The organism is Candidatus Avelusimicrobium sp. (assembly GCF_050873505.1).
Classification (GTDB): Bacteria; Elusimicrobiota; Elusimicrobia; order Elusimicrobiales; family Elusimicrobiaceae; genus Avelusimicrobium.
Map to the genome: position 1 here is coordinate 1 of NZ_JBNMIY010000003.1, position 23,200 is coordinate 23,200.

The 23,200-nt window shown below is 50.1% G+C and carries 21 protein-coding genes and 2 tRNA genes; 18 read left to right on the top strand and 5 right to left on the bottom strand.

Annotated features, from left to right (window positions below; genetic code table 11):
* The 7 genes from ACR0QV_RS01975 to ACR0QV_RS02005 form a co-directional block, all read left to right on the top strand.
* The coding region (locus tag ACR0QV_RS01975) for a hypothetical protein (RefSeq protein ID WP_432634323.1) at window positions 1-1,069 on the top strand (1,069 nt) is incomplete at its 5' end.
* Window positions 1,070-1,166: 97 nt separating this feature from the next.
* On the top strand, window positions 1,167-1,865 hold the full coding sequence (locus tag ACR0QV_RS01980; protein ID WP_432634324.1) for a lipoyl protein ligase domain-containing protein: 699 nt from the start codon (window positions 1,167-1,169) through the stop codon (window positions 1,863-1,865).
* A complete protein-coding gene (locus tag ACR0QV_RS01985; protein ID WP_432634325.1) occupies window positions 1,865-2,557 on the top strand; it encodes a M50 family metallopeptidase in 693 nt (230 codons plus the stop codon). The genes ACR0QV_RS01980 and ACR0QV_RS01985 overlap by 1 nt, the downstream gene beginning before the upstream one ends.
* 1 nt (window position 2,558) lies before the next feature.
* Window positions 2,559-4,865 (top strand): AsmA family protein, encoded by a 2,307-nt coding sequence (locus tag ACR0QV_RS01990; protein ID WP_432634326.1) that lies wholly within the window; start codon window positions 2,559-2,561, stop codon window positions 4,863-4,865.
* A complete protein-coding gene (locus tag ACR0QV_RS01995; RefSeq protein ID WP_428052949.1) occupies window positions 4,852-5,433 on the top strand; it encodes a phosphoribosyltransferase family protein in 582 nt (193 codons plus the stop codon). The genes ACR0QV_RS01990 and ACR0QV_RS01995 overlap by 14 nt, the downstream gene beginning before the upstream one ends.
* Before the next feature lies 1 nt (window position 5,434).
* On the top strand, window positions 5,435-6,607 hold the full coding sequence (locus ACR0QV_RS02000; protein WP_428061162.1) for a class I SAM-dependent rRNA methyltransferase: 1,173 nt from the start codon (window positions 5,435-5,437) through the stop codon (window positions 6,605-6,607).
* 265 nt (window positions 6,608-6,872) lie between these two features.
* Complete coding sequence (locus ACR0QV_RS02005; RefSeq protein WP_432634327.1) at window positions 6,873-7,346, top strand: type IV pilin protein; 474 nt, start codon at window positions 6,873-6,875, stop codon at window positions 7,344-7,346.
* 181 nt (window positions 7,347-7,527) lie between these two features.
* Here ACR0QV_RS02005 and ACR0QV_RS02010 read toward each other — a convergent pair.
* Window positions 7,528-7,599: transfer RNA gene (locus tag ACR0QV_RS02010), tRNA-Phe, on the bottom strand.
* 256 nt (window positions 7,600-7,855) lie between these two features.
* Between ACR0QV_RS02010 and ACR0QV_RS02015 the strand changes: the two genes are divergently transcribed.
* The 6 genes from ACR0QV_RS02015 (at window position 7,856) to ACR0QV_RS02040 (ending at window position 11,738) form a co-directional block, all read left to right on the top strand.
* Window positions 7,856-8,062 (top strand): 4Fe-4S dicluster domain-containing protein, encoded by a 207-nt coding sequence (locus tag ACR0QV_RS02015; RefSeq protein ID WP_428052955.1) that lies wholly within the window; start codon window positions 7,856-7,858, stop codon window positions 8,060-8,062.
* Window positions 8,063-8,083: 21 nt separating this feature from the next.
* Window positions 8,084-9,247, top strand: coding sequence for a 3-methyl-2-oxobutanoate dehydrogenase subunit VorB (gene vorB / locus ACR0QV_RS02020; protein WP_432634328.1), 1,164 nt, complete (start codon window positions 8,084-8,086; stop codon window positions 9,245-9,247).
* A 4-nt stretch (window positions 9,248-9,251) separates the two neighbouring features.
* Window positions 9,252-9,995: a thiamine pyrophosphate-dependent enzyme gene (locus tag ACR0QV_RS02025; RefSeq protein ID WP_432634329.1), complete on the top strand. Its 744-nt coding sequence runs from the start codon at window positions 9,252-9,254 to the stop codon at window positions 9,993-9,995.
* Window positions 9,995-10,531, top strand: coding sequence for a 2-oxoacid:acceptor oxidoreductase family protein (locus ACR0QV_RS02030; RefSeq protein ID WP_428052961.1), 537 nt, complete (start codon window positions 9,995-9,997; stop codon window positions 10,529-10,531). The genes ACR0QV_RS02025 and ACR0QV_RS02030 overlap by 1 nt, the downstream gene beginning before the upstream one ends.
* A gap of 92 nt (window positions 10,532-10,623) precedes the next feature.
* Window positions 10,624-10,953, top strand: a complete 330-nt coding sequence (locus ACR0QV_RS02035) for a hypothetical protein (RefSeq protein WP_432634330.1) — start codon at window positions 10,624-10,626, stop codon at window positions 10,951-10,953.
* A 134-nt stretch (window positions 10,954-11,087) separates the two neighbouring features.
* Window positions 11,088-11,738: a type IV pilin protein gene (locus ACR0QV_RS02040; protein WP_432634331.1), complete on the top strand. Its 651-nt coding sequence runs from the start codon at window positions 11,088-11,090 to the stop codon at window positions 11,736-11,738.
* A 174-nt stretch (window positions 11,739-11,912) separates the two neighbouring features.
* Here ACR0QV_RS02040 and ACR0QV_RS02045 read toward each other — a convergent pair whose 3' ends face one another.
* Entirely contained in the window at window positions 11,913-13,115 is a 1,203-nt protein-coding gene (locus tag ACR0QV_RS02045) for a spinster family MFS transporter (protein WP_432634332.1), read from the bottom strand.
* A gap of 86 nt (window positions 13,116-13,201) precedes the next feature.
* Between ACR0QV_RS02045 and ACR0QV_RS02050 the strand changes: the two genes are divergently transcribed.
* A complete protein-coding gene (locus ACR0QV_RS02050; protein ID WP_432634333.1) occupies window positions 13,202-13,645 on the top strand; it encodes a type IV pilin protein in 444 nt (147 codons plus the stop codon).
* A 48-nt stretch (window positions 13,646-13,693) separates the two neighbouring features.
* Here the strand turns inward: ACR0QV_RS02050 and ACR0QV_RS02055 are convergent, their stop codons facing one another.
* The 3 genes from ACR0QV_RS02055 to ACR0QV_RS02065 form a co-directional block, all read right to left on the bottom strand.
* A complete protein-coding gene (locus ACR0QV_RS02055) occupies window positions 13,694-14,152 on the bottom strand; it encodes a tRNA (cytidine(34)-2'-O)-methyltransferase (RefSeq protein WP_432634334.1) in 459 nt (152 codons plus the stop codon).
* Between the two features lie 105 nt (window positions 14,153-14,257).
* The gene (gene glgP / locus ACR0QV_RS02060; protein WP_432634335.1) at window positions 14,258-16,813 is read right to left on the bottom strand and encodes an alpha-glucan family phosphorylase; all 2,556 of its coding nucleotides are present in this window, start codon (window positions 16,811-16,813) and stop codon (window positions 14,258-14,260) included.
* Between the two features lie 105 nt (window positions 16,814-16,918).
* Window positions 16,919-17,983 (bottom strand): DUF1646 family protein, encoded by a 1,065-nt coding sequence (locus tag ACR0QV_RS02065; RefSeq protein ID WP_432634336.1) that lies wholly within the window; start codon window positions 17,981-17,983, stop codon window positions 16,919-16,921.
* 102 nt (window positions 17,984-18,085) lie between these two features.
* On the opposite strand from ACR0QV_RS02065, the gene ACR0QV_RS02070 reads away from it, so the two are divergent.
* The 4 genes from ACR0QV_RS02070 (at window position 18,086) to ACR0QV_RS02085 (ending at window position 23,089) form a co-directional block, all read left to right on the top strand.
* Window positions 18,086-18,159, top strand: a tRNA-Glu gene (locus tag ACR0QV_RS02070).
* A 114-nt stretch (window positions 18,160-18,273) separates the two neighbouring features.
* Window positions 18,274-19,347, top strand: a complete 1,074-nt coding sequence (gene ychF, locus ACR0QV_RS02075) for a redox-regulated ATPase YchF (RefSeq protein WP_428052972.1) — start codon at window positions 18,274-18,276, stop codon at window positions 19,345-19,347.
* On the top strand, window positions 19,340-20,560 hold the full coding sequence (gene rlmD / locus ACR0QV_RS02080) for a 23S rRNA (uracil(1939)-C(5))-methyltransferase RlmD (RefSeq protein WP_432634337.1): 1,221 nt from the start codon (window positions 19,340-19,342) through the stop codon (window positions 20,558-20,560). The genes ychF and rlmD overlap by 8 nt, the downstream gene beginning before the upstream one ends.
* Before the next feature lie 15 nt (window positions 20,561-20,575).
* Window positions 20,576-23,089: an ATP-dependent helicase gene (locus tag ACR0QV_RS02085; protein ID WP_432634338.1), complete on the top strand. Its 2,514-nt coding sequence runs from the start codon at window positions 20,576-20,578 to the stop codon at window positions 23,087-23,089.
* The last annotated feature ends 111 nt before the right edge of the window (window positions 23,090-23,200 follow it).

Here is a 23,200-nt window from a genome sequence, read left to right on the forward strand (position 1 = left end):
GGCAGACTCCACGCACGTAACCAGTGCGCCGATACTTAACTTTTGTAATACCCGCTCCAATGTGGGGAATATTGTAATCAAAGGTGCCAATGCTTACTTAAAACAAGTCAACATCCAAAACGGAACCGCGTTAGGCAGTACGAATACGCCCGAATACCGTTTGAGTGAAAAATTAACGGTTGAAAACGGCGGTACAGTAACGGCAGGGCGTATAATGGCGAACAACGTAACCTTTAAGGATACGAATTACCACAAAAGCCAAGTAACTAACGCTATTTATGGAAACGACATCGCGGTAATGGGCGGAAAGACGGACAATATGGAAATTTCCGGCACCGCTAAAATAAACAAAAGCGCGCAGAACGCTGCGAACCTTGGGGAAGAACTGTGGTGGGATAACCAATACGCAAGCGATTACGATTCGTCCGGGAACAAAAAGACAAACGGCAAAACTTACACCTCGTTTTTACTCAAAAGCAAAACAGCGGTTACGCCGGATTCTTATAAATTTAAGGCCGTAATTAAAGATGTACAAGCGGCCAAGATTTGTGGTATGAAATATGGGTCAGATACTTGTGGCGGACATCGTGCAAATAATGTGGGAACGGATGTGTATATATATGCCGATGATATACAGCAGGAATACGATTTAAAATATCATAATTGCGATATGTGCCAATGGGGTAAGCCCCGGGATGTGTGGCAGGGACAAATTAGTATATATAAGACGACCTATACCCACCAATATGGAAGCACCGCGTGCCCGGCAGGCTACACAAATGACCAAATTTGTGAAAATAAGTGTGATTCTTCTAAAAATACTTGCTCGTTTCAATGTGTAAAAGAAGCTGCAAAAATAGACGGATGTGGTAAAAAAATGGACCAAAGAATGTGTATGTGCCCTTGTGGTTTAAACAAAGGTGAGGCGGCCTGTATGGCGGTTTTGGATTTGACCCAATATTGTGATCTGTCTGGAAAGGATGAGTGGAAAACAACCTATATGTACCAATATGTTTACGAGCCTCTTTTGGGCGGCACGGGGCAGATTTTAACCTGCGTAGCCGAATAAGTAGTTTTTGAATAGAAAGCCTCCGCATTATGCGGAGGTTTTTTTTAATATGTTTCCGTGCACCAAAGGGAGCCTTGGAACTGGTAAAATATATCATATGAATTTACTTTTGTCCGCCCCGGCGTTAAACGTGTATGAACAAATGGCGTTAGACGAGAGCCTTGTGCGCACCCGCCCGGAGGAAATCACCCTGCGCTTTTACCGCTGGACGGACGGTCCCGCCGTTACGTTTGGTTATTCCCAATTCGTGCGTGAGGTGCAAAAAACGCTCACGGAGCGTTCCTTTTTGGGCCCGTATGCCCGGCGGCCTACGGGGGGCGGTGTGGTGTTTCACGGGGACGATTTAACCTTTTCCTTGGTGTTTACGTCCGCCGACCGCCCTAGCGAAATTTATAAAAAGTTTCACCATTTTATTTTAGCGGAACTCGCGGCGCGCGGGGTAAGCAGTTTGCCGTTTGATAAGGCCTTGCCCGCTTCCGCCTATGCTCCCAGCGTGAACCATACGGCAAACGCCTGCTTTATAAACCCGGTGGAAAACGATTTGCTGGCCGCGGACGGTCATAAAATTTTGGGCGGAGCCATCCGCCGCTTTGGGCAAACGGTGCTGTACCAAGGTTCCCTGCAAGTGACGGACGGACGCACCAATCCCTTATACAAAAATGCCGTCATCGGCGCGGTGCGTGCCTTTTTAGGGACGGATTTGCGCCCGTGCGGGGCCTCCGCCGCCTTAATTTCCGCGGCGCGCCGCTTGGCTAACGCCCAGTATAAAACACCTGCCTGGACGGAGAAATTTTAATGCTTTGGCGCCCGGTAAAATTTTTATTTGCGCTTGTTTTGCTCCCCACCGCGTTTTTTACGCTCGTGGAAACAGGCAAAATTTTCTGCTCCGTGCTGGGCCATATCGGCGCGGCGGTCAGTTTTATTTTGGGGATTTTGATTTATTGCGGGATTCATTACGGGTATTACAATTTTTCCCGCCCGTATGTCTTTGGGCACGAAATGACCCACGCCCTCGCCGCGCTTGTGTGCGGGTACCGCATTAAGGACGTATCCGTCGGGCAGGACAGTGGATATGTAAAAATGGACAACTGCAACGCCTTTGTGGTGCTGGCTCCGTATTTTGTGCCGCTGTATGTGATTGCGGCGGCCCTTATTTATGCCATAACGGATTTGTTTGTAGATTTAACGCCCTACCGCCAAGTGTTTTTGTTTGTTATCGGCTTTTTAACCGCGTTTCACTTTGTGCAAACCTTTAAAACCTTGTTTGAGGCCGACCAGCCCGATTTAAAAATAGCGGGCGGAAAAGTGTTTTCCGGCGTGATGATTACGCTGGCAAACTTGGTGGTGTTGGCGGTGGTGTTAAAGGCAATGTTCCCGGAAGCGGTACTGCTTACGGAGGCCGGGAAAAATATCTTGGCCGGAACCGTCAATGTCTGGCGAATTATAGTAAACTATATAATAGAGAAGGCTGTAAACTCCGGCAAATAATATGGGTAAGCATAAAAAAACTACAAAAAAGAAAGGATTTTTCCATTGGCTGTGGCGGTTTTTTAAATCGTGCTGCATTTTAAGTTTGCGCACGGTGCTGTTTACCGCTATGTTTTTGATGCTTATCTGCGCCGGGCTGTGGCTGCTTTTTTTAAAAACCTTTAACGCCCAGCACATCAGCGAAATTATCACGGACGAATTGCAACGCCGCCTGGACCGTCCGGTCGTCATTTCCTCACTTGATTTAAAGTTTATTAATACGCTTGAATTAAAGGGCTTTGCCGTGCTGGATACGGACGGACAACCGGGGCGTGCGCTTGTGTCGGCGGACTCGGTAACCCTGCGCTTTAATTTGCTCCCGCTTTTAAACCAACAGTTAATTATTGACGAAGTGTCCTTGAACGCGCCGCGCTTTAACGTGGTGCGCAAAGCGGACGGCACATATAATATGCCGCAAATCCGCGTGCCGGAGGAACGCTCCGTCTATACCAGCGAACTGACGGGCAAAAAGTTTACGGTAAGCGTAGAGGACTGGACGGTCAAAAACGGTGTGGTAAGTTACAAGGATTTGGCGGCCGGGCTTTCCCACGCGGTGTATGGGCTCAACTTGCATTTTGAGCGGCTTCGCTTTAACGAACTTTCGCGCTTTTCGGCGGAAATGGTGCTGCGCAATAAGTGGGGGGATAACATTTCCGATATGGAAATTAAGGGCACGGGGCACGTCAATTTTGCGGATTTTGAGTGGAAGAATTTTGCCCTGCGCAGTTTGCGTACACAAGTGTATTTGTTCCAAAAGCCTGTGGATATTCTGCTGGATTTGGATAATTTAAGAACGCCCTATTTTAATATAAAAGCCTCTATTCCCGCGTTTGAAGATAAGGATTTATCCCTCTTCCACGCTGAAAAGGGCCGTTTTTCCCTTCCAAAATCCACCCTTACGGCTAAGGGCGTGCTGACAAACGATTACCGCCTGTTAAAATTAACCCAACTGACGGCTAACGCGGCGGACGTAAAACTGACCGCTTCCGGCACGGTGGATTTTGAAAAAGCCCCCTTTGCGGCCGATTTGCAGGCGTCCACCAATTTCTTTAATTTAGCCGGAAAAGAAAAATATTATCCGTTTATCGCCAAATATAAACTAACGGGCCAAGGTTCCTTATCGGGCCGCCTGACGCATACGGACGGCAAGTACGCGCTCCCGCTCGTTACCGCACAGGTAAAGGACGCTTCGGCCTTGCTCTACGGCTTTAAGGCCGATGATGTTACCGGCGAGTTCCAGGCTAAAAAAGACTTTGCCGATTTGTACGCCGCCACAACGGCGGGTAAGGTAACGGTGGCCCGCTCGGTATTTGATAAAGTGAATTTAAGCGCCAGTTGGCGCAAGGGCAATCTGTACGCCAATATCGCTTCGTGCGAGTTAAACGGCGTGCCGTTTAAAATGAATTTGTCTGTTAAAAATTTGAAAAGCGCCCGCCGCAAAATCCGTACCTCTATTTATTGGAAACACTTAGACCCGATGGCGTTTATAGAAACGGTGCGCGACTTTGTAACCGTGATTAGCCCGCTTACCAAAAACGGCGGCAAATTTAAGGCCCCGGTGGACGGGCAACTGGCGTGGCTGCGCAACTTCCGCGACCGCCTGCCCGGCTTTATGCCTAACTTTGCGGGCACGCTGACGGCGGATACTTTTTCCACGCAAGTTTTGTCCGGCAACCGTTTTAGCGCGGAGTTTGATTTTACGGGCTTTAAGGCCGGGATGAAGCAACTGACCGGCCCCTTACACGCGCGGTTGGAGGGCGGCGTCATCCACCAAATGGAAAAATGGGCCGAGGAACAGCAAGCGCTTAATATTACGTTCCAGCCGTTTTTAATTATGCACCGTATGGAGCGCGCAGGAAGTTTTAAGGTGGGCCAAGTGCTTAAAGACGTGCCGTTTACCGATATGGCCGCTTCGGTGGAGTTTAACAAAGGGCCGATGACGATTAACAATGCCTATACGGTGGGGCCCACGCTTTCGGCCGCGGTCAGCGGGTGGACTAACTGGGTGGACGAAAATTTTGATATCATAATATGGACGATGTTTACCAATACCTCGCGTTCCGGGGCATTGGCTGAAAACTTGACGGACGAATCGGGCAACCCGGCACTGGCGTTTCGGGTGTCGTCGTCAATGTTAAAGCCCAAACTGGAAATGCTGCGCGCCAAAAAAACGGGCAACACCATACGCGCCGCCCAGGAAAAGGGCGTGCCGACAGATTTTAGTGCCGCAACTAAATTTATCCAAGGAGATTTTAATGCCAAGAAATAATATGGACGTACTGTGCCTGTTGCAAGAACACGGCGCCATTTTAGAAGGACATTTCGTAATGCCGTCGGGGTTCCACAGCCAGACGTATATTCAAACCTCGCTGTTAATGCAGCACCCCAATTTGGCGCAAAAGATTGCGGGGGCGCTGTCGGATAAATTTACCAAACACGCCGACGTCATTATGGCGCTTACGCCGTCAGATTCCGTCTTGGCGCAGGAAGTGGCCCGCGCCCGCGGCGTGCGTGCTATTTTCGCCTCGCGCGACGATAACGGCGAAATGATTTTAAAGCATAACTTTACCGTAAAAGAGGGCGAAAACGTGCTCATCGTGGACGATGTGGCCGTTTCCGGCCGCAAAATCAATAAGGCCATTGACTTGGTGGGCAAACTGGGTGGAAACGTAATCGGCGTGGGCGTGATTGTGGACCGCTCTATGGGGTATTTGCCCTTGTCCGTGCCGCTTCGCTCTCTTTTGTCTTACCCGATGCAAACCTTTACGGCTAAGGAATGCCCGCTGTGCGCGGCCAAATTGCCGGTTACGCCGGTGGAAGAGGTTTCCAAAAACTAATATGACTGAAATTAAATTAAAAGCAAAAGAAGAAAGACGGCTCCTCGCGGGCCATTGGTGGGTGTTTTCCAACGAAATTGACGGCTTGGATACATCTATTGAACCGGGCTCCTTGGTGCGCGTCATCAGCCACGAGGGCAAACAGGTGGGGATTGGCTGTTTTAACCCGCATAGTTTAATTGCCGTGCGCCTGCTGATGAAGGGCGAGGGGGAACTGCCGGAAGATTTTGTATTTGAAAATTTAGACAACGCCTATGCGTACCGCAAGGAAATCGGCGTGCGCAAATATGGCCGTATGTGCTATGGCGAGGCCGACAATATGCCGGGCCTGGTGATTGACCGCTACGGCGACGTGTTGGTAATGGACGTATTGACGGCGGGTATGGAAAAATTGAAGCCCGAAATTACCAAAGCCGTACAAAAGATTTTTAAGCCCAAAGGCATTTATTACAAGAACGACAGCGCCTTCCGCGCGTTGGAAGGGCTGACTAATACGCCCGAAATCATCGGCGAAGTGCCGGAAACCGTGGAAATTGAAGAAAACGGCGTGAAGTATATTGTGCCTATCCGCGGCGGACAAAAGACGGGTTTTTATTTTGACCAGCGCGAAAACCGCGAATTTTTAAAACCGTATTTTAAAGATAAACTGGTCTTGGATTTATATTCCTACATTGGGTCCTTTGGCATTACGGCCGCCTTGGCCGGGGCCAACCAAGTGTGGGGGTGCGATTCTTCCGCCGCGGCGGTAGAATTTGCCAAAAATAACGCGGAGTTAAACGGCGTGTCCGACCGCGTGGTCTTCCACCGCGACGATGCCGAACGCTTGCTCTCGGCGATGAAGAAAGGCGAATTGCCCGACCAGCCCGATATGGTGCTGTTGGACCCGCCCGCCTTTGTCAAAAGCCGCAAGGCGCTTCCGCAGGCCGTGGGGCTTTATGTAAAACTCGTTAAAATGGCCTTAGAGGGCATTAAAACGGGCGGCTACTTGGCGTTTTCCACCTGTTCGCACCACATTTCGCGCGAACTGTTTGTGGATATTATCCGCCAAGGCGTGAGCAAATCGGGCCGCAAGGCGGTGCTGGTGGAACTGCGCGGACAAGCCAAGGACCACCCGGTGCTTATCGGTATGCCGGAAACGGAATACCTGCACTTTGCGCTGATTCAGTTGCGCTAGGAGGAAAGTTTTAAGCAGTAAAAATTTAATCTGTTTTTGGAACCATAGCAGATATGGTGTGTAACCGCTCAGGCGGTACGCAAAGAGGCCAAAAACAGTCGTTTTAGGCCCAAAAATAAAAGGACTAATTACCCTTTTGCTTTTGGGCCGAGTGTTTGCCGTCCTTTGGGCGGCAAACCACGGCTGTTGTGTGGGGCTACCTCTTTGCGGCTCCGTGCAATCAGCCGTTTTTTATGTGCGGAGCCTGGTAAAAAGGAGCGTTCAGATGAACAAGCAAACAGGCTTCACGTTAATAGAATTGTTGGTAGTAGTGCTAATTATCGGTATTTTGGCGGCGGTGGCCCTGCCACAGTATGAAAAGGCTGTAACCAAGGTTCGCTTTACCGAAGCAATTATCAATTTAAAAGCCATAAAACAAGCCAAGGATGTGTATATGTTGTCCGGAGGAGATGTCTATAATCCAGATTGGGATGAATTGGATATTTCCGTACCAACAGAAACTGAAAATTTTGAGTTCTATGCCTTTGACCCTTGGAATGGATATTGCGGGCCCACTGCCGCCTATAAGAAAGAGAAGGTTTGTTTGTGTTACTATGAAGCCACCCCCAATCAAGGCGGTTGCAATGGCACATTGGTCCTGTCGCAAAATCATTCTGAACATTTTGCTGATAAGCCTGCTAGTTTTGACTATGCCAAATTGTTAAATATTCCAGAAAATGATGAGTGTGCGTGTTATTAATGATAGTTGTCTTATTCAGTTGTCATCCCCGAGGGTTTTAGTCGGGGATCTGTCGTGCCGTAAGGGAACGCCAATATCAAACAACAGATTCCCGACTACGGCACTCGGGAATGACAATTAGAATTCGGAACTCTTATAATAAAAAACCCCGCTTTTGGCGGGGTTTTTAACAAAAGGAAAATGCCGAGGGACAGGATCGAACTGTCGACACCCGGTTTTTCAGACCGGTGCTCTACCACTGAGCTACCTCGGCATTACCTAAATATAATACAAAATTTAAGCCGCTTCGGCAATCTTTTTGCACGCTCCGACGAGAAAATATCTTTTTGTGCTACAAATCCAACCGCTTTTTGGCGGCATTTAGGCAACTTTTGCAAACAAATTCGTTTTTTTGCCGTTAAATTATTGTAGCAAAATTAGGGACGTTTATTATTGCGTTTACGCTGGTAAAAGTCATATACTTTATATATGGGTTTTTCCGGTTCTACCCCCGGACCCACAGGAGAATTATGCCAAGAATTGAAGTGGACGCCAACAGATGCAAAGCCTGTTATTTGTGCGTCAGCGCTTGCCCGAAGAAATGCTTGGGCAAAGCCAAAACCATTAGCAAAAAAGGGTATTTCCCTGCCGTTATGGAGCGTCCGCAGGACTGCATCGGCTGCAAAATGTGCTATATGATGTGCCCCGATATTGCCATTACGGTAATTAAAGAATAACGATTTGAGGATTTTTTACCTATGACCGAAAAAACATTAAGAAAAGGCAACGAAGCCTTGGCCGAAGGCGCTATCCGCGCGGGCTGCCGCTTCTTTGCCGGTTACCCGATTACCCCTCAAAACGAAGTGCCGGAATTTATGTCCGCCAATATGGCCGACGCCGGCGGTTCGTTTGTTCAGGCCGAAAGCGAAGTGGCCGCTATCAATATGGTGTACGGTGCCGCTTCCACCGGCACCCGCAGTATGACGTCTTCTTCCTCTCCGGGCGTAAGTTTGAAGCAGGAAGGTATTACCTATTTGGCCAGCGCGGATTTGCCTTGCCTTATCGTAAACGTAATGCGCGGCGGCCCGGGCTTGGGCAGTATTGCAGGTGCGCAGGGGGATTATTTCCAGGCCACCCGCGGCGGCGGTAACGGGGATTACCATATTATTGTTTTGGCCCCGAACTCCGTAGAAGAGTTGGGCAACTTCCCGAAACTGGGTTTTGAACTTGCCGAAAAATACCGTATGCCCTGTATGATTTTGGCCGACGGTATTTTGGGCCAGATGATGGAAAGTATGGCCTTTAATTTTGACCCCATTGACCCCAATAAACTGGGCAAGTTTGACTGGGCCGTGGATATCAACAAAAACGGCAAAAAGAAAAACAACGTCTTTTCCTACAAGGGCGATAATTTGATTGCCGATGTAGTGGAACGCGCTAAACGCTACGGCTTAATTGAACAGACCGAAGCCCGCTGGGAAGAACGCGACGCCGAAGACTGCGATGTGCTGTTGGTGGCGTACGGTTTGTCCTCCCGCGCGTGCTTGGAAGCCGTCAACAAGGCCAAAGAAGAAGGCTTGAAAGTGGGTCTCTTCCGCCCGATTACGTTGTGGCCGTTCCCGTCCAAACGCTTGGCGGAACTGGCCTCTAAGGCCAAGGCCGTGGTGTGCGTGGAACAGAGTTTAGGCCAGTTGGTGCAGGACGTAAAACTGGCCGTAAACGGCAAAACGCCCGTTTATTTAAACGCTTATCCCGCGGGCGGCCAGCCGGACGGTTCCACTATTTTGACCGCCGTGCGCTCCGCGCTTACGGGCAAGAAAGACGGCTTGTTTGATTTGCAGGAACACGCCGCCGGGTTTACCTACAACTGCCAGCGTGATACCACCCTGGGTATGCAGGGCGACCTGAAAGGAGGCAAATAGATTTATGACCATTTTAGCCAAAAAACCCGCCAGTTTAACTGACTTGCCGATGCACTATTGTCCCGGTTGCGGCCACGGCATCGTGCACCGCTTAATGGGTGAAGTGTTTGACGAACTCAACATTGCAGACCGTGTAATCGGCGTAGCCCCGGTGGGCTGTGCCGTGTTTGCGGATTCCTACTTTGCTTGCGATATGGTGCAGGGCGCGCACGGACGCGGCCCGGCGATTGCCACGGGCGTAAAACGCTCCAAACCGCAGGCGATTGTGTTTTCCTATCAGGGCGACGGCGACCTGGCTTCTATCGGTATGGCCGAAATTGTACACGCCGCCGTACGCAGCGAAAACATTACCGTCATTTTTATCAATAACGCCATTTACGGTATGACGGGCGGCCAAATGGCCCCGACCACCTTGGTCGGCCAAGTGGCTACTACCGCCCCCAAAGGCCGCGACCCCAAATTGCAGGGCTGGCCGATTAATATGTGCGAAATGCTCGCGCAGATTACGGGCTCCAAATACTTGGCCCGCGTGGCGGTGGACTGCCCGCAGAACGTAATGAAGGCTAAACAAGCGATTAAGAAAGCGTTTGAAAACCAAGTAAACGGGGTGGGATTCTCTATGGTGGAAGTGCTTTCCCAATGCCCGACCAACTGGCACGCCAGCGTGCCGCAGGCGTTGGAATTTGTGCGTACCAAAATGATGCCGCAATACCCGTTGGGCGTATTTAAAGACGAGGGGGCGAAATAATGTATCAAGGTATCAGAATCGCCGGATTTGGCGGACAGGGTGTTATTTCCGCCGGAATTTTGCTCGCGCAGGCGGGCGTGGAGAACAAAAAGAACGCCAGTTGGCTTCCGTCCTACGGGCCGGAAATGCGCGGCGGTACGGCTAACTGCTCCGTGGTAGTGTCGGACGGAGAGGTTTACACGCCGATTGTGTCCGCGCCGGATACGGTTATCGTAATGAACGAGCCGTCCTTGCCTAAATTTGAGCCCTTGCTCAAAAAAGGCGGGCTGATGATTATCAACAGTTCGCTGATTAATTCCCGCCCCACCCGCACGGATATCAAAGTGGTGTGCGTGCCGTGCAATAAAATTGCCGAAGAGTTGGGGATGGACCGCATTGCTAACCTCGTGGCGTTGGGCGCTTTTATCAAACTGACGGGCGCGGTTACGCTGGAAAGCGTGGCGCACGCAATGAAGAAGGTTTATAAGCGCGCCAAGCCGGAAATGCTGGAACTGAACAAAAAGGCCTTGCAGGCCGGTTTTGATGCGGTAAACTAACTAGAAGAGTTAGCGTTTTTAAGGAGAGGGGCCAAACATTACGTTTGGCCCCTTTTCTATTTATAATTTTTCCCGCCGGGCGTGGAGATTTGTTGTTATTTAAAGGTCATCCTGAATTTAGTTCAGGATCTACCGATTGGGTTGTTGTTTGTTGTCGTTGGACCTTAACGACAACTACCCAAGATGTAGATACTGAAAACCCTGCGGGCCGCCAGTTCAGAATGACCCCCAGTTTTTATAACGGCCTTTTTGTCGTCATCCCGGAAGGTTTTTATCCGGGATCTCGTCGTTTCGTAAGGGGGGACAACAACGGCAAAAACAGATTCCCGACTACAACTTTCGGGAATGACGACCTTTCCTCTTTGTCATCCCCGAGAGTTTCTGTCGGGGATCTGTCGTTGCTTTTCCGTCGTTCTCTGTAAAGGGGTTGTTTCGTTTTTTTTTTTTGTTAAAATTTTGATAAATTGCGGTGGGTGTACCCGGATGTATCCGCCGTATAAAAATGCGTATAAAAGGCCGTTTTGCTCAAATATAAAGGCCTTAACAAGGAGAAGAAATGAAAGGATTTATGAATAGGTTGTTGCCTTTGTCGTCATCCTGGAAAGTCGTAGTCCAGGATCCGTTGTTATTAATAAAGTGGAAAACGACAGATACTGGACAAAAACCTTCCAGTATGACGCTTAATTTTATAAACGCCAGATCCCGGATAACAGCCTTCCGGGATGACGGCTTAACAGCACCCAGCCATAGAATCACAATGGCAGGTTTTACCCTTATAGAACTCCTTGTCGTCGTCCTCATTATCGGCATTTTGGCGGCGGTAGCCCTGCCGCAATACACTAAAGCGGTGGAAAAGAGCCGCGCGGCCAATGTGATTCCTTTGGCAAAGAGCATTAAAGAAGCCGAAGAAGTGTATTATATGGCTAATGGTTCCTATACAAACAATATGGAAGATTTAGATATTTCTGCTACCCCGCCGGACGGGTTTAATATGACGCTTATGCTGGCGGGTGATAACAAAGTGGAATTTGCCCGCCAATCAAGCGAATATCCTTATGTGATTGTGCAAAGTTTTTCAAACCGCGGCGACCGGGGCGATAGCACCTACTGCGCGGCGTTGGCAACGTCTGCAAAAGCCAATAATCTTTGTGCGTCTTACGGGGCAAATTGCTTTGGAAATGACACATATAAACGCTATTGTTTTTAACTAAAAAGGGAAGACGCAATGTCTTCCCTTAATGGCCTAATACATAAGTATTCTTTGGTTTGGTGCATCAACCGGGCGGCTGCGGCGCCAACCACAGCAACCTTATCCCCCTGCTGCTTTGGTTCCCCTTACATCTACTGATAGTATAAGGGGAATTTTCAAATTTTCCTATGGTTAAAAAGGGTTAGTTTCCCGTCGTTCGTACGAGGCCGCAAACCAAGTAAATAAAATCCCGGGCACGGCGGCCAAACAGCATAGCAGCACCGCGGCTTTTAGCCCCCACTCGTCGGACGCTTGCCCGATAAGCACCGGGGATAACGCGTCGCCCAGCGCGTGAATAATAAAAATATTCACGGCAAACGCCATAGAGCGCACCGGGGCTCGCGTGGCCGATACCAAGGCCGCCGCCACCGGGCCTGTGGGCAGAAATAAGCAAATAATACTCAGCCCAAAGCAAACCAGCGCCCAAGCGGCGGATTGGGTTTGTATGCCAATCCATGCCGGAGTCAGTACCCCCGCTAACGCCAGGCCGATTACCCAAAAGTAGGCCTTGGGCGAAAAGTTCAATAATTTGTCGGCACTTTTCCCGCCTAAATAGGTCCCCGCCGCCCCGCAAACTACTACCAGCGCGCCAAAAATCACGCCCGCTTTCGCCACGTCCATTTGCAAATAACGGTGCAAATAAGTGGGCATCCAGGCAGACAAGCCGCCGATAATAAATGTAATCATTGCGTGCGCCAAACAAATAAACAAAAAGGGCTTGTTTTTAAGTAAGGCCAAATAGTCTTTAAAATGCGGAATTTCGGCAGGCTTTTGGGATAAGCGGCGGTTGTCCTGTAATTGGGTAAGTGCCAAAAGCCCCAAAAATACGCCCGGCACGCCCGCCAGCATAAAGGCGGCTCTCCACCCCCAATGCTGGCCGATAAGCCCGCCTAACAGGTAGCCAAGTGCACTCCCGGCCGGAAGTGCAAGGCCAAAGCAGGCCAAGGCGGTGGCGCGTTTTGCTTTGGGGAAATGCTCAGCCAAAAACGGCTGGGCTAGCGTCGTAAAGCCTGCTTCCCCTACGCCTATCATCCCGCGCGTAAAAAGCAGGGAAATATAGCCCTTGGCGGCGGAACAGGCCAAGGTAGCCGCACTCCAAATAAGGGCGCTGGCGCCAATCCATTTTTGGCGCGGGGTCCGGTCCGCAAAATAGCCCACAAACGGGGCATAGCACATATACACCAGCATAAAGGCAGAAGCCAAGGCCCCCAAATGCACATCGTCTAAATGCAGTTCCGCCTGCAAGAGGGGAAAAACGGAATAAAGCACCTGCCTGTCTATATAATTAAACAGGTTGAGCAAAAAGAGAATCCAAAATAATTTTTTCGCGTTCATAGTGCTTTAAGTATTTTATAAAATATATACTATTAAAAGCCGGAGCAAATTTATATAATAAACTATCTTTGTTAAAGGGGAATTTTATGAAGAAAGGTTTTACGCTTATTGAACTATTGATTGTAATGGTGATTGTGGGTATTTTGGTAACGGTCAGCCTGCCCAAGTACCGCGCGTCTATGGAGCGTGGGCGCTCTATGGAAGGCATAAACAATGTGCGCGCTATTAGCGATGCCGTAAATGCCAAATATGTAATGAACGGCAATTCGTATTCGTTGGACGGGTTGGTTAATGGCAGCAACTATGTAACCGGGGTAGATATGACTAAGAGTGTTAATTTTACTACGCCCAAAATGACGCTTTCCGGCGATACGGTAACTATTACCACCACACGCACGGGCAGTTATACGCTTACGGCCACCAACCAAAACGGCGAACTGGTAAGCATTGAGTGTACGGGCGATGCGGAAACCTGCCAAAATATCGGTATGGATAAAAACGCTTCCGGCAGATATTTCTTATCTTTGTAATTGGTAAAAAGCATAAAAAAGCCCGCCTGCTGGCGGGTTTTTTTATGTCTAGTTCAAACGGTTTTGGCGCAAGGCTTCAAAAAGCACGATAGCCGCAGAGGACGACAAGTTAAGCGAACGCACGGGGCCCGTCATCGGGATAGTAAACAAACGGTCCTTGTAGCGTTCGTAGAACTCCTTGGGCAGCCCGCACGATTCCGCGCCGAAAATAAGAAAGGCATCGGGCGGAAAAGAGGCATCCCAATAGGATTTTTTGCCCTTGGTGGAAAGAAAAAACATTTTTTCTTCCGCGGGTTTTTCGGCTTCCAAAAAATTTTCCCACGTTTCGTAGCGGCGGTAATCCAAGTTCGGCCAATAGTCCAGGCCCGAGCGGCGGATTTCCTTGGAAGCGATTTTAAAGCCGAGTTTCCCTACCAGGTGCAGACGCGTATTGGTGGCTACGCACGAGCGGCCAATGTTGCCGGTATTAAAAGGAATTTCGGGGTTTACAAGTACAATGTTTAACATAATTTTTATTGTGTCATTGCCGGTCCACGCCGGCAATGACAGATTAATTAAACGAACACTATAAAAAACGGCCGGAAGAATCCGGCCGTTTTTGTAAGGGTTTCCTTAATCTTCCCAGCGGATAAAGAGCGGCGTTAGTACGCTGGGGATATTTGCATTGGCAGGCAGTACGCGCAAGGCATAGTCCTGGCGGCCGCTGTTAAGCGGAGACATAGACACTTCGTACGTGTAAGCGTCGCCGTCTTTTCCGGTGCAGGTCATATCAATAGCGTCTTCTTTGACGATATCGCCAAGCGTTCCGCGCTGGCCCAAGTAGAGTTCTACCTGGATGTCTTCCGGCGCCAAGCCGCCCAACACTACACGGGCTTTAAAGTTCACTTTATCACCCATTAAAATAGCGTTTTCGGGTTGCGGGGTAACATCGGTTACGCCTACGCGGTACCAGTTATCCGCAATTTTTTTGCGCCACGCGGCTACGGCTTCGGCTTTGCCGGGTTCGTTTAAAATCAGTCCGTAGTTGTTGGCGGGCACATAGAAGCGTTCGTAATATTCCTTTACCATACGGTTCGTATTAAAGAACGGGGCAATATGCTTGACCGATTCCTTCATTAACGAAACCCACGGCAGAGAATAGGCGGAGCCGACTTCTTTGGCGTAGTAAGCGGGGGCAATATCCTGCTCAATTAAGTTGTAGAGCGATTCAGATTCCACGGTGTCGCGTTCTTCGTCGGATTTGTACGTTTCCGGGCCACCAATGGACCAGCCGAAATCACACGGTCCAACCTCGTCCCACCAGCCGTCTAAAATAGACAGGGCAAGTGCGCCGTTTAAGGCGGCCTTCATACCGCTGGTGCCGCTGGCTTCCATCGGGCGGATCGGGTTGTTGAGCCACACGTCCACCCCCTGTACCATATAGCGGGCGACGTTCATATTGTAGTCTTCCACGAATACGATTTTGCCTTTAAAGCGCGGGTCGTTTTGCGTAAGGCCGACAATCAATTTGATAAATTCTTTACCAGCCGTATCCGCCGGGTGCGCTTTACCCGCGAATACGAATTGCACGGGGCGCTGCGGATTGTTGATAATTTTATCCAAGCGGTTCAAATCTTTAAACAGCAAGGTCGCGCGTTTGTAAGTGGCAAAGCGTCGGGCGAAACCAATCGTCAGCACATCGGGGCGCAGTACGCTGGAAGCCTTTTTAACAGCCATTACGTCAAAGCCCTGGCGGGTGAGTTGGCGTTTAAGGCGGCCGCGGACCATATCAATCAGTTTATTTTTGCGCGCGGTGTGCACGTCCCACAATTCGCCGTCGGGGATGTTTGTTACATTTTCCCAGGCTTGCGTATCGGACGGATCCACTTCGCCGGTTTGGTTGTTGCCGAACAGGTACTTGCGGTACAGTTCGTTGAGTTCGTGCGAAATCCAAGAAGCGCTGTGGATACCGTTGGTAATGCTGGTTATCGGCACTTCGCTGATGGGCAGTTCGGGCCAGAGGTTGCGCCACATTTCGCGGCTTACCTTGCCGTGCAGTTTGGCTACGCCGTTGCAGAAGGCGGCCAAACGCAGGGCGACTACCGTCATACAATAGGTAGAGGAGTCGGGCGTTTCTTTACCCAAGGCCAAAAATTCATCCCAAGAGATGCCCATTTCTCTGGCGTAAAAGTCCATATATTTGCGCACGAGGGCGGGGTCAAAGTGTTCGTTACCCGCGATAACCGGGGTGTGCGTGGTGAAGACGGAGGACGCCCACACAATTTCGCGCGCTTGGGCAAAGGTCAAATGCTTTTCGCGCATAATATCAATAATGCGTTGGAAGAGCAAGAACGCGCTGTGTCCTTCGTTAATGTGGTAAACGGTCGGTTTAATGCCCATAGCATCCAAGGCTTTTACGCCGCCGATACCGAGGACAACTTCTTGGCGGATGCGGTTTTCGCGGTCGCCGCCGTAGAGTTTTTCGGTAATGGCGCGCTGGGCGGGGGTGTTTTCCTGCAAGTTGGTATCCAACAAATAAAGCGAGGTGCGGCCCACAGGTACGCGCCAAATGCAGGCTTTAATGTTTTCGTTGCCCAGTTGGATATCTACGGTAACGTCTTTTCCATCCTTGGTTACGCGTTCCACCGGCATATGGGCCCAGTCGTTATCCGGGTATTCTTCGTTCTGCCAGCCTTCACGGTTTAAGACCTGCTGTACATAACCTTGTTTGTAGAACAAGCCTACGCCGATAATCGGCATACCGAGGTCGCTGGCGGATTTCATATGGTCGCCCGCGAGCATACCCAGGCCGCCGGAGTAAATCGGCAAGCCCTCGCCAATACCGTATTCCATAGAGAAATAGGCGGTTAAAAGGTTTCCGTTTTCGTGGCGGTGTTCTTTGTACCAGGTGTGCGGATTGTTTTTATAGTTGTAGTAAGAGGTTTTGACGGCATTTAAATTGTCTAAAAACGCTTGGTCTTTGCTTAATTCTTCAAAGCGTTTCTGCGGTACGCAGCCCAAAAACCATTTCGGGTTGCGTTTGGCGGTAATCCACAGTTTGGGATCTACTTGCACAAAAAGCAAGATAGCGCGCCAATTCCAGGTAAACCACATATCATTGGCCAACTCTTCCAAAAACTTAATGTTTTCGGGCAGGTTGGGCTGTACGTTAAAAGAATGGATTTTCATTACGTTCTCCCCTTGTTATTTCAATATACAGAAATTATATAAAATTAAGGTACAAAAAGGCCGCCTTTCCCAGCGGATTGGCGGCCTTGGTAAAACTAGTTGTTTTTACAGCACTACATTTAAGATGATAAAGCAGGCAATCATCAAGGCCGCGCCCAAGGCTACGGCGTGTTTGGCCCACTCTTTGCTCTTAATGCCCAACTTGGACGCGCAGATAATGTTGGGAATATTGCCCGGGATTAACATCCCGCCCGAGATAATCAAACTCATCAGCAGGAACGTAAGCGTGCGGGTGCTGATGTCCGGCGTTACCTCAATGGCGGCCAAGGTGGCGTTATCCAATACGGCGGAAAGCGCGTTAATCCAGTAGAGCCAGTTGGCGGATAAGTGCGAAATGGTCTGCATCGCAAGCGGTTTTAAACCGTCGCCCAAAAACACCAAGGCCATTACGAACAAATATACTTTGGCCGCGCGGACGACAATACTTTTAATGGTGTGGCCGTCGCCCTCGCTATTTTCGGCGGCTTTGGGGCCCGGAGCCTTTTGGATGACTTCGGCACGGATAGAACTGGCCATACCGGCCATTAATACAACACCGCCAAAGACGTACCAGCCCAAGTGTTCCAATAGGAACCAAAAGTCCGCAAAGTGCGGCGCGCCTTTTAATTTGGAAAGCACCACGGTACCCAACGGTTCCCCAATAGAGGTAAGCACCGCGCCCATACCGATGGCAAAGCACGAAAATACCACCAGGCGTGTGCGGCCCTTGCGTTCCAAGGGAAGCATTACGGTAACTTCCGCCAAGATAAGCGCCGCGATGATAGCGGTAATAATGCTGGACGTGAGGCCAAGTAAAAAGACGATTAAAAACAGCGTCCAGCGCAGGCCGATCGTTTTAACGGCCTTGTGCGTGAGTTTTTGCAAATGTACGTTAAATTTGCGGAAGAGCAGTCCCGCAATTAAAACGGCCAGTGTAATTTTGATTGGGTCTTCCAGCGCAGTCAAAACCAAGTGCCCGCTCCACATTTTGGAAACGGAAACCGCTACAATCCCGCACAGGAACAAAAACGCTTCCAGGTTTTCTTCCACCTTGTGTACGGTAAGCGGCAAGAAGAGAACAACGGCAATAAGCAGCGACAGTAAAGTTGTCTGCCATACGGCTAATTCCATAACAGCCCCCTATAAAGGTAAGATGAAATTATTATATAAAAAAAGCGGAACTTGCGGGGGTGCTTACGCACCGGGGCAAAATATGATAAAATTATCTTACAGGTCCCGTTCGTCTAGCGGTCCAGGACGCCGCCCTCTCAAGGCGGAGATCACGAGTTCGAATCTCGTACGGGACGTTTTCTCCTTTTAACCCCGCATCCGGCGGGGTTTTTTATGCCGTCCCTAGGCCTAGCCTAAAATGCTAAAATATAAATAATCATCCGTTTTATTACATTTAAGGAGTCTTTACTATGGAAATCGGTATCGTCGGTCTGCCTAACGTAGGCAAATCTACCCTTTTTAACGCGCTTACCTGCGCGGGTGCGGAAGCGAGCAACTATCCGTTCTGCACCATTGAACCCAACGTGGGCATTGTGCCTATCCCGGATAAACGGTTAGACAAGTTGTTTGAAATGTTCAAACCGCCCAAGAAAACCGCCGCTTTTATTAAATTTGTAGATATTGCCGGTATCGTAAAGGGCGCGAGCCAAGGCGAAGGGCTGGGAAACAAATTTTTAGCCAACATCCGCGAAGTGGACGCCATTATCCACGTGGTGCGCTTGTTTGAAGACGAAAACGTAACGCACGTGATGAACTCCGTGGACCCCTTGCGCGATATTGAGGTGATCAATACCGAACTGATGCTTGCCGATTTGGAAACGGCCACCAAGGTTTGCGACCGCTTGGGCTCCAACGCCAAGAGCGGCAAGAAAGACGCCGTAGCTGCTTGGGAGCGGATGAAGGAAATCAAGGCCGCACTGGAAAACGGCAAACCCGTCAGTTCCTTGCACTTGGAGCCGGAAGAACTGAAAGATTACCAATTTTTAACCGCCAAACCTGTGCTGTATGTGGGCAACAATTCGGAAAAACGCAACGTGGAAAACGCCGAAAAAGTAGCCAAATACGCCAAGGAAAACGGCGCGGGCTTTGTGGAACTGTCCGTAAAGTTTGAAGCCGATATTGCCGAATTTAGCGAAGAAGAAAAACACGCCTTTTTGGCTGAAACGGGCAACGATTACACCGGCCTTGAAAAAATCGTGCGCGAGGGGATGAAACTCTTGAACCTGTGCACCTATTTTACGGCGGGCAGCGAAGTGGAAGTGCGCAGTTGGCTTATCCCCGTGGGTTGCACGGCGCCGCAAGCGGCGGGCAAAATTCACAGCGATTTTGAAAAAGGCTTCATCCGCGCCGACGTTTACACCTTTGACGATTTAGCCAAGTTCGGCAGCGAAAAAGCCCTGCGCGAACACGGTTTAATCCGTTCCGAAGGCAAAGACTATATTGTAAAGGACGGCGACGTCTGCCTGTTTAAAATCAATGCCTAATATTTCGTGCAAACATTTCGGTAAATGCGGCGGATGCGCCCTTTTGAACTTGCCCTATGCGGAGCAAGTGGCCAAAAAACAGTCCAAACTGCAAGAAACCTTAAAGGATTTTTGGCAAGGGGAAATCCCGGTAACGGTAACGGACGAACCCATTAATTTCCGCAACAAGGTGGAACTCGGTTTTTGCCACCAGGTTAAATGGCGCGACGATTACGATAAAAAGGCTCCCGCCAACAAAACCCGCCCGCTGGAATTTGAAAGCGCGCTCGGTTTTAAATTAAGGGGCCGCTGGGACCGTGCGGTGGATATTGAAGAGTGCTGTTTGTTTAACGATAAACTGATAGCCCTTTTGGACGCTATCCGTGCGTGGGCCAAGGCCGAAAATTTGGAATATTATGACCAGCGCAAACATACGGGCGTTCTGCGCCATTTAATGGTGCGCGAGGGCAAAAACACCGGGGAAGAAATTGTTGTATTGTTTGTAACGGACGATTTTAACGAAAAAACCTTTGTGCAGGCCGTGGAGTCCGTGCTTCCCAACGCCAACATTATGGCCGCTGTCAATAACGGCCTGGCCGATACGGCCGCGCCCGAATCCCTGCGCGTGCTGAAAGGGAAAGATTTTATTTTAGAGCGCATTTTTTTAACCAATGAAAAGGGCCAAAAGGAGCGCGAAGTGGTGTTTAAACTTTCGCCCCAGTCGTTCTTTCAAACCAATACCAAAACCGCGCAAAAAATGTACTCCCGTGTGCGTGCGGTCGTCAAAAAAATTGCCCCCAAACGCATTTACGACTTGTATGGCGGCGCGGGCAGTTTTTCGCTGTCGTGTGCGGACTTGTGCGAAAAAAGTATTTGCGTGGAAAGTGTGGCCCCTGCCGTATATAACGGGATTGAAAATGCCAAAATTAACGGCGTTTCCAATGTGCAGTTCTTCTGCTCCAAGGTGGAAGATTTTGTAAAAGAGCAACCCATTGAACGCAAGGACGCGCTTATCATTTTGGACCCGCCCCGCGGCGGGATGCACCCCAAGGCCGCCAAGGCGGTGGCCGAGTCGGGCGTGGAAAATGTACTCTACATTTCCTGCAACCCGGTTACGCTGGCAAACGATTTAAAAATTCTTACCCAGCATTACGAAATTCTGCACGTGGAAGCCTTTGACTTTTTCCCGCACAGCGAGCACATTGAAACCTTCGTGCAAATGAAGTTGAAATAATTTAGAAGGACCTTTATGACTTTGGAAGAATCGTTAAAATCCCTAAACCCCCAGCAGTTGGATGCCGTCAATTACGACGCCGGCCCGTGCCTGATTGTGGCCGGGGCCGGAACGGGTAAAACCAAAACCTTAACCACCAAAATTGCCAAGTTGATTGCGGACGGTTATCACCCGGCCCGCATTTTGGCGGTAACGTTTACCAACAAGGCCGCGCAGGAAATGCGCGAGCGTGTGGAAGCGTTGGTGCCCGGGGCGGGGAAAAAGGTTTGGATTCATACCTTCCACTCCTTTGGCGTGCGTATTTTGCGCCAAAACGCGCAGGCGCTTGGCTTGTCGCGCGATTTTGCCATTTACGACGATTCCGATCAAAAGAAAGTAGTCAGCCTGATTTTGGAGCAAATGGGCATTAAAGACCCCAAAAAAGAAATCAGCCAAATTGTCAGTTTGATTTCCCGCGCCAAGGACGATATGGTCTCGCCCGAAACGATGATGCAAAGCGCAACAGCCAGCGGGCTGGATTTTAAAATCCGCGCGGCCGAGGTCTATCGCCGCTACGAGCAGAAACTCAAAGAAGCGGGCGCGCTGGACTTTGGCGACCTCTTGGTCAAAACGGTGGTTTTACTGCGCGACCACGAGGATATCCGCAATTACTATCAGGAATTTTTTGAATATATTTTGGTGGACGAATACCAGGACACCAACCATACCCAGTATTTAATTACCAAAATGCTGGCCGCCAAACGCCGCAAACTGTGCGTGGTGGGGGACCCGGACCAGAGCATTTACTCTTGGCGTGGTGCCAACATCCGCAACATTTTGGAATTTGAAAAAGACTTTAAAGACGTAAAAACCATTACTTTGGAGCAGAATTACCGCTCTACCAAGGTTATTTTGGAAGCCTCCAACCGTTTGATTACCAAGAATAAAAAGCGTAAGGAAAAGAACCTCTTTACCGATAAATCCCAGGGCGACCCGATTGAAGTGCGCGAACTTTTAACCGAGGGCGACGAAGCCCGCTGGGTCAGCCAAAACATCAAGGCGTTGGTGGACGAAGGGGCGAGTTTAAAGGAAATAGCCGTCTTCTACCGTACAAACGCCCAGAGCCGCAGTTTTGAAGACTCCTTCCGCCGCTACCAAATTCCGTACCGCTTGGTGGGTACGGTCCGCTTCTATGACCGTAAAGAAATTAAAGACATTATGTGCTACGCGCGCATTTTGATTAACCCCGCCGACAACGTAAGCCTCTTGCGCATTATCAATACGCCTGCCCGCGGGCTGGGCAAAGTGGCGCAGGACCGCTTTATGGCGTACGCGGAGGAGAACCACCTTTCGCTGTATGACGCCCTCAAAAATGCGGCCTATGTGCCGGGCATCAGCGCAATGGCCTTAAAGGCCGCCTTGCGCTTGGTGCAACTGTTTGAAAATTGGCGCGGCGATATGTTACTGACGGACCCGGCGGATATCTTTCACAAAATTTTGGTGGAATCGGGCTATATGGACGCCGTCAAGGCCGAAATGGAGAAGGACCCCGAAGCCGAATCCCGCTTGCAGAACTTGGACGCGCTTATCAACGCTGTAAAGGAATACGAGGACCGTTGCCGCAAGGGCGAAAAGGAGCCGTCGGTGTCGGACTTTTTGCAGGAAATTTCCCTCTTGTCCGGCGAGGACGATTCCAACGCGGGCGAGGGCGGAGCCGTAACGCTGATGACGGTGCACTTGGCCAAGGGGTTGGAATTTAACAATGTGTTTGTAACCGGGCTGGAAGAAAACCTGTTCCCCATTTGCAAGGATAATGAGGACGAACTGGAAGAAGAACGCCGCCTGTGCTATGTGGCAATGACGCGCGCGCGCGAAAAACTCTTTTTGACGTATGCACAATCGCGCCGCAAATTCGGTCAGCGGCAGGACAACTTGCCCTCGCGCTTTTTGTTTGAAAGCGGACTTTTGGACGAAAGCGAAGTGCGCGAAAGCACCCAACCCCGCTATACGGATTATCACTCCAAGTACGGCTTGTACGGTGCGGGTGCGGGCGGTTCGTATTCGGGCGGCAATTACGGCGGGGGATATTCCCGCGGCCGCAATAATTTCGGCGGCAATAACCGCTACCAAAATTTTGAAGGCTACGCCAGCAAGAGCCGCTTCCAAAAACGCTACGACGAGGACGGCTACGAAATTGAGGATAACGATTTGGATTACGAATCGTCTTCCTACAATTCTACGCCTAGTTTGGGTTCGCTCTACTCCCGCCCGATGCCTACCCCGTCGGCGGAGCCGCGGCAGTTTCCCAAGGGGCGCGCGTATCCGTTCCCGGTGGCCAGCCAACAGGCGGCCCCTGCTAAACCGGCTGAGCCGGCCCCCAAAAATGCGGACGGTGTGGCGATTGGCGGACTTGTGAAGCACGGCGTCTTCGGGCAAGGAAAAATTGTCCAAGTGGCCGGGTCGGGCGACAGTGCCAAAATTACGGTACTGTTTGGCAATGGTGTACGGCGTACGTTTATGCTGAAATTTGCCCCGCTGGAACTGTTGTAATTTCGTAATTTGGATAGAACAAGGCCGCCAGGGTGTATTCCCCTAGCGGCCTTTGCGTTTTATAGTAGGTGTTTTGGTCCCGTGCGTGTGGGCTGGTATTATTGTGTTATT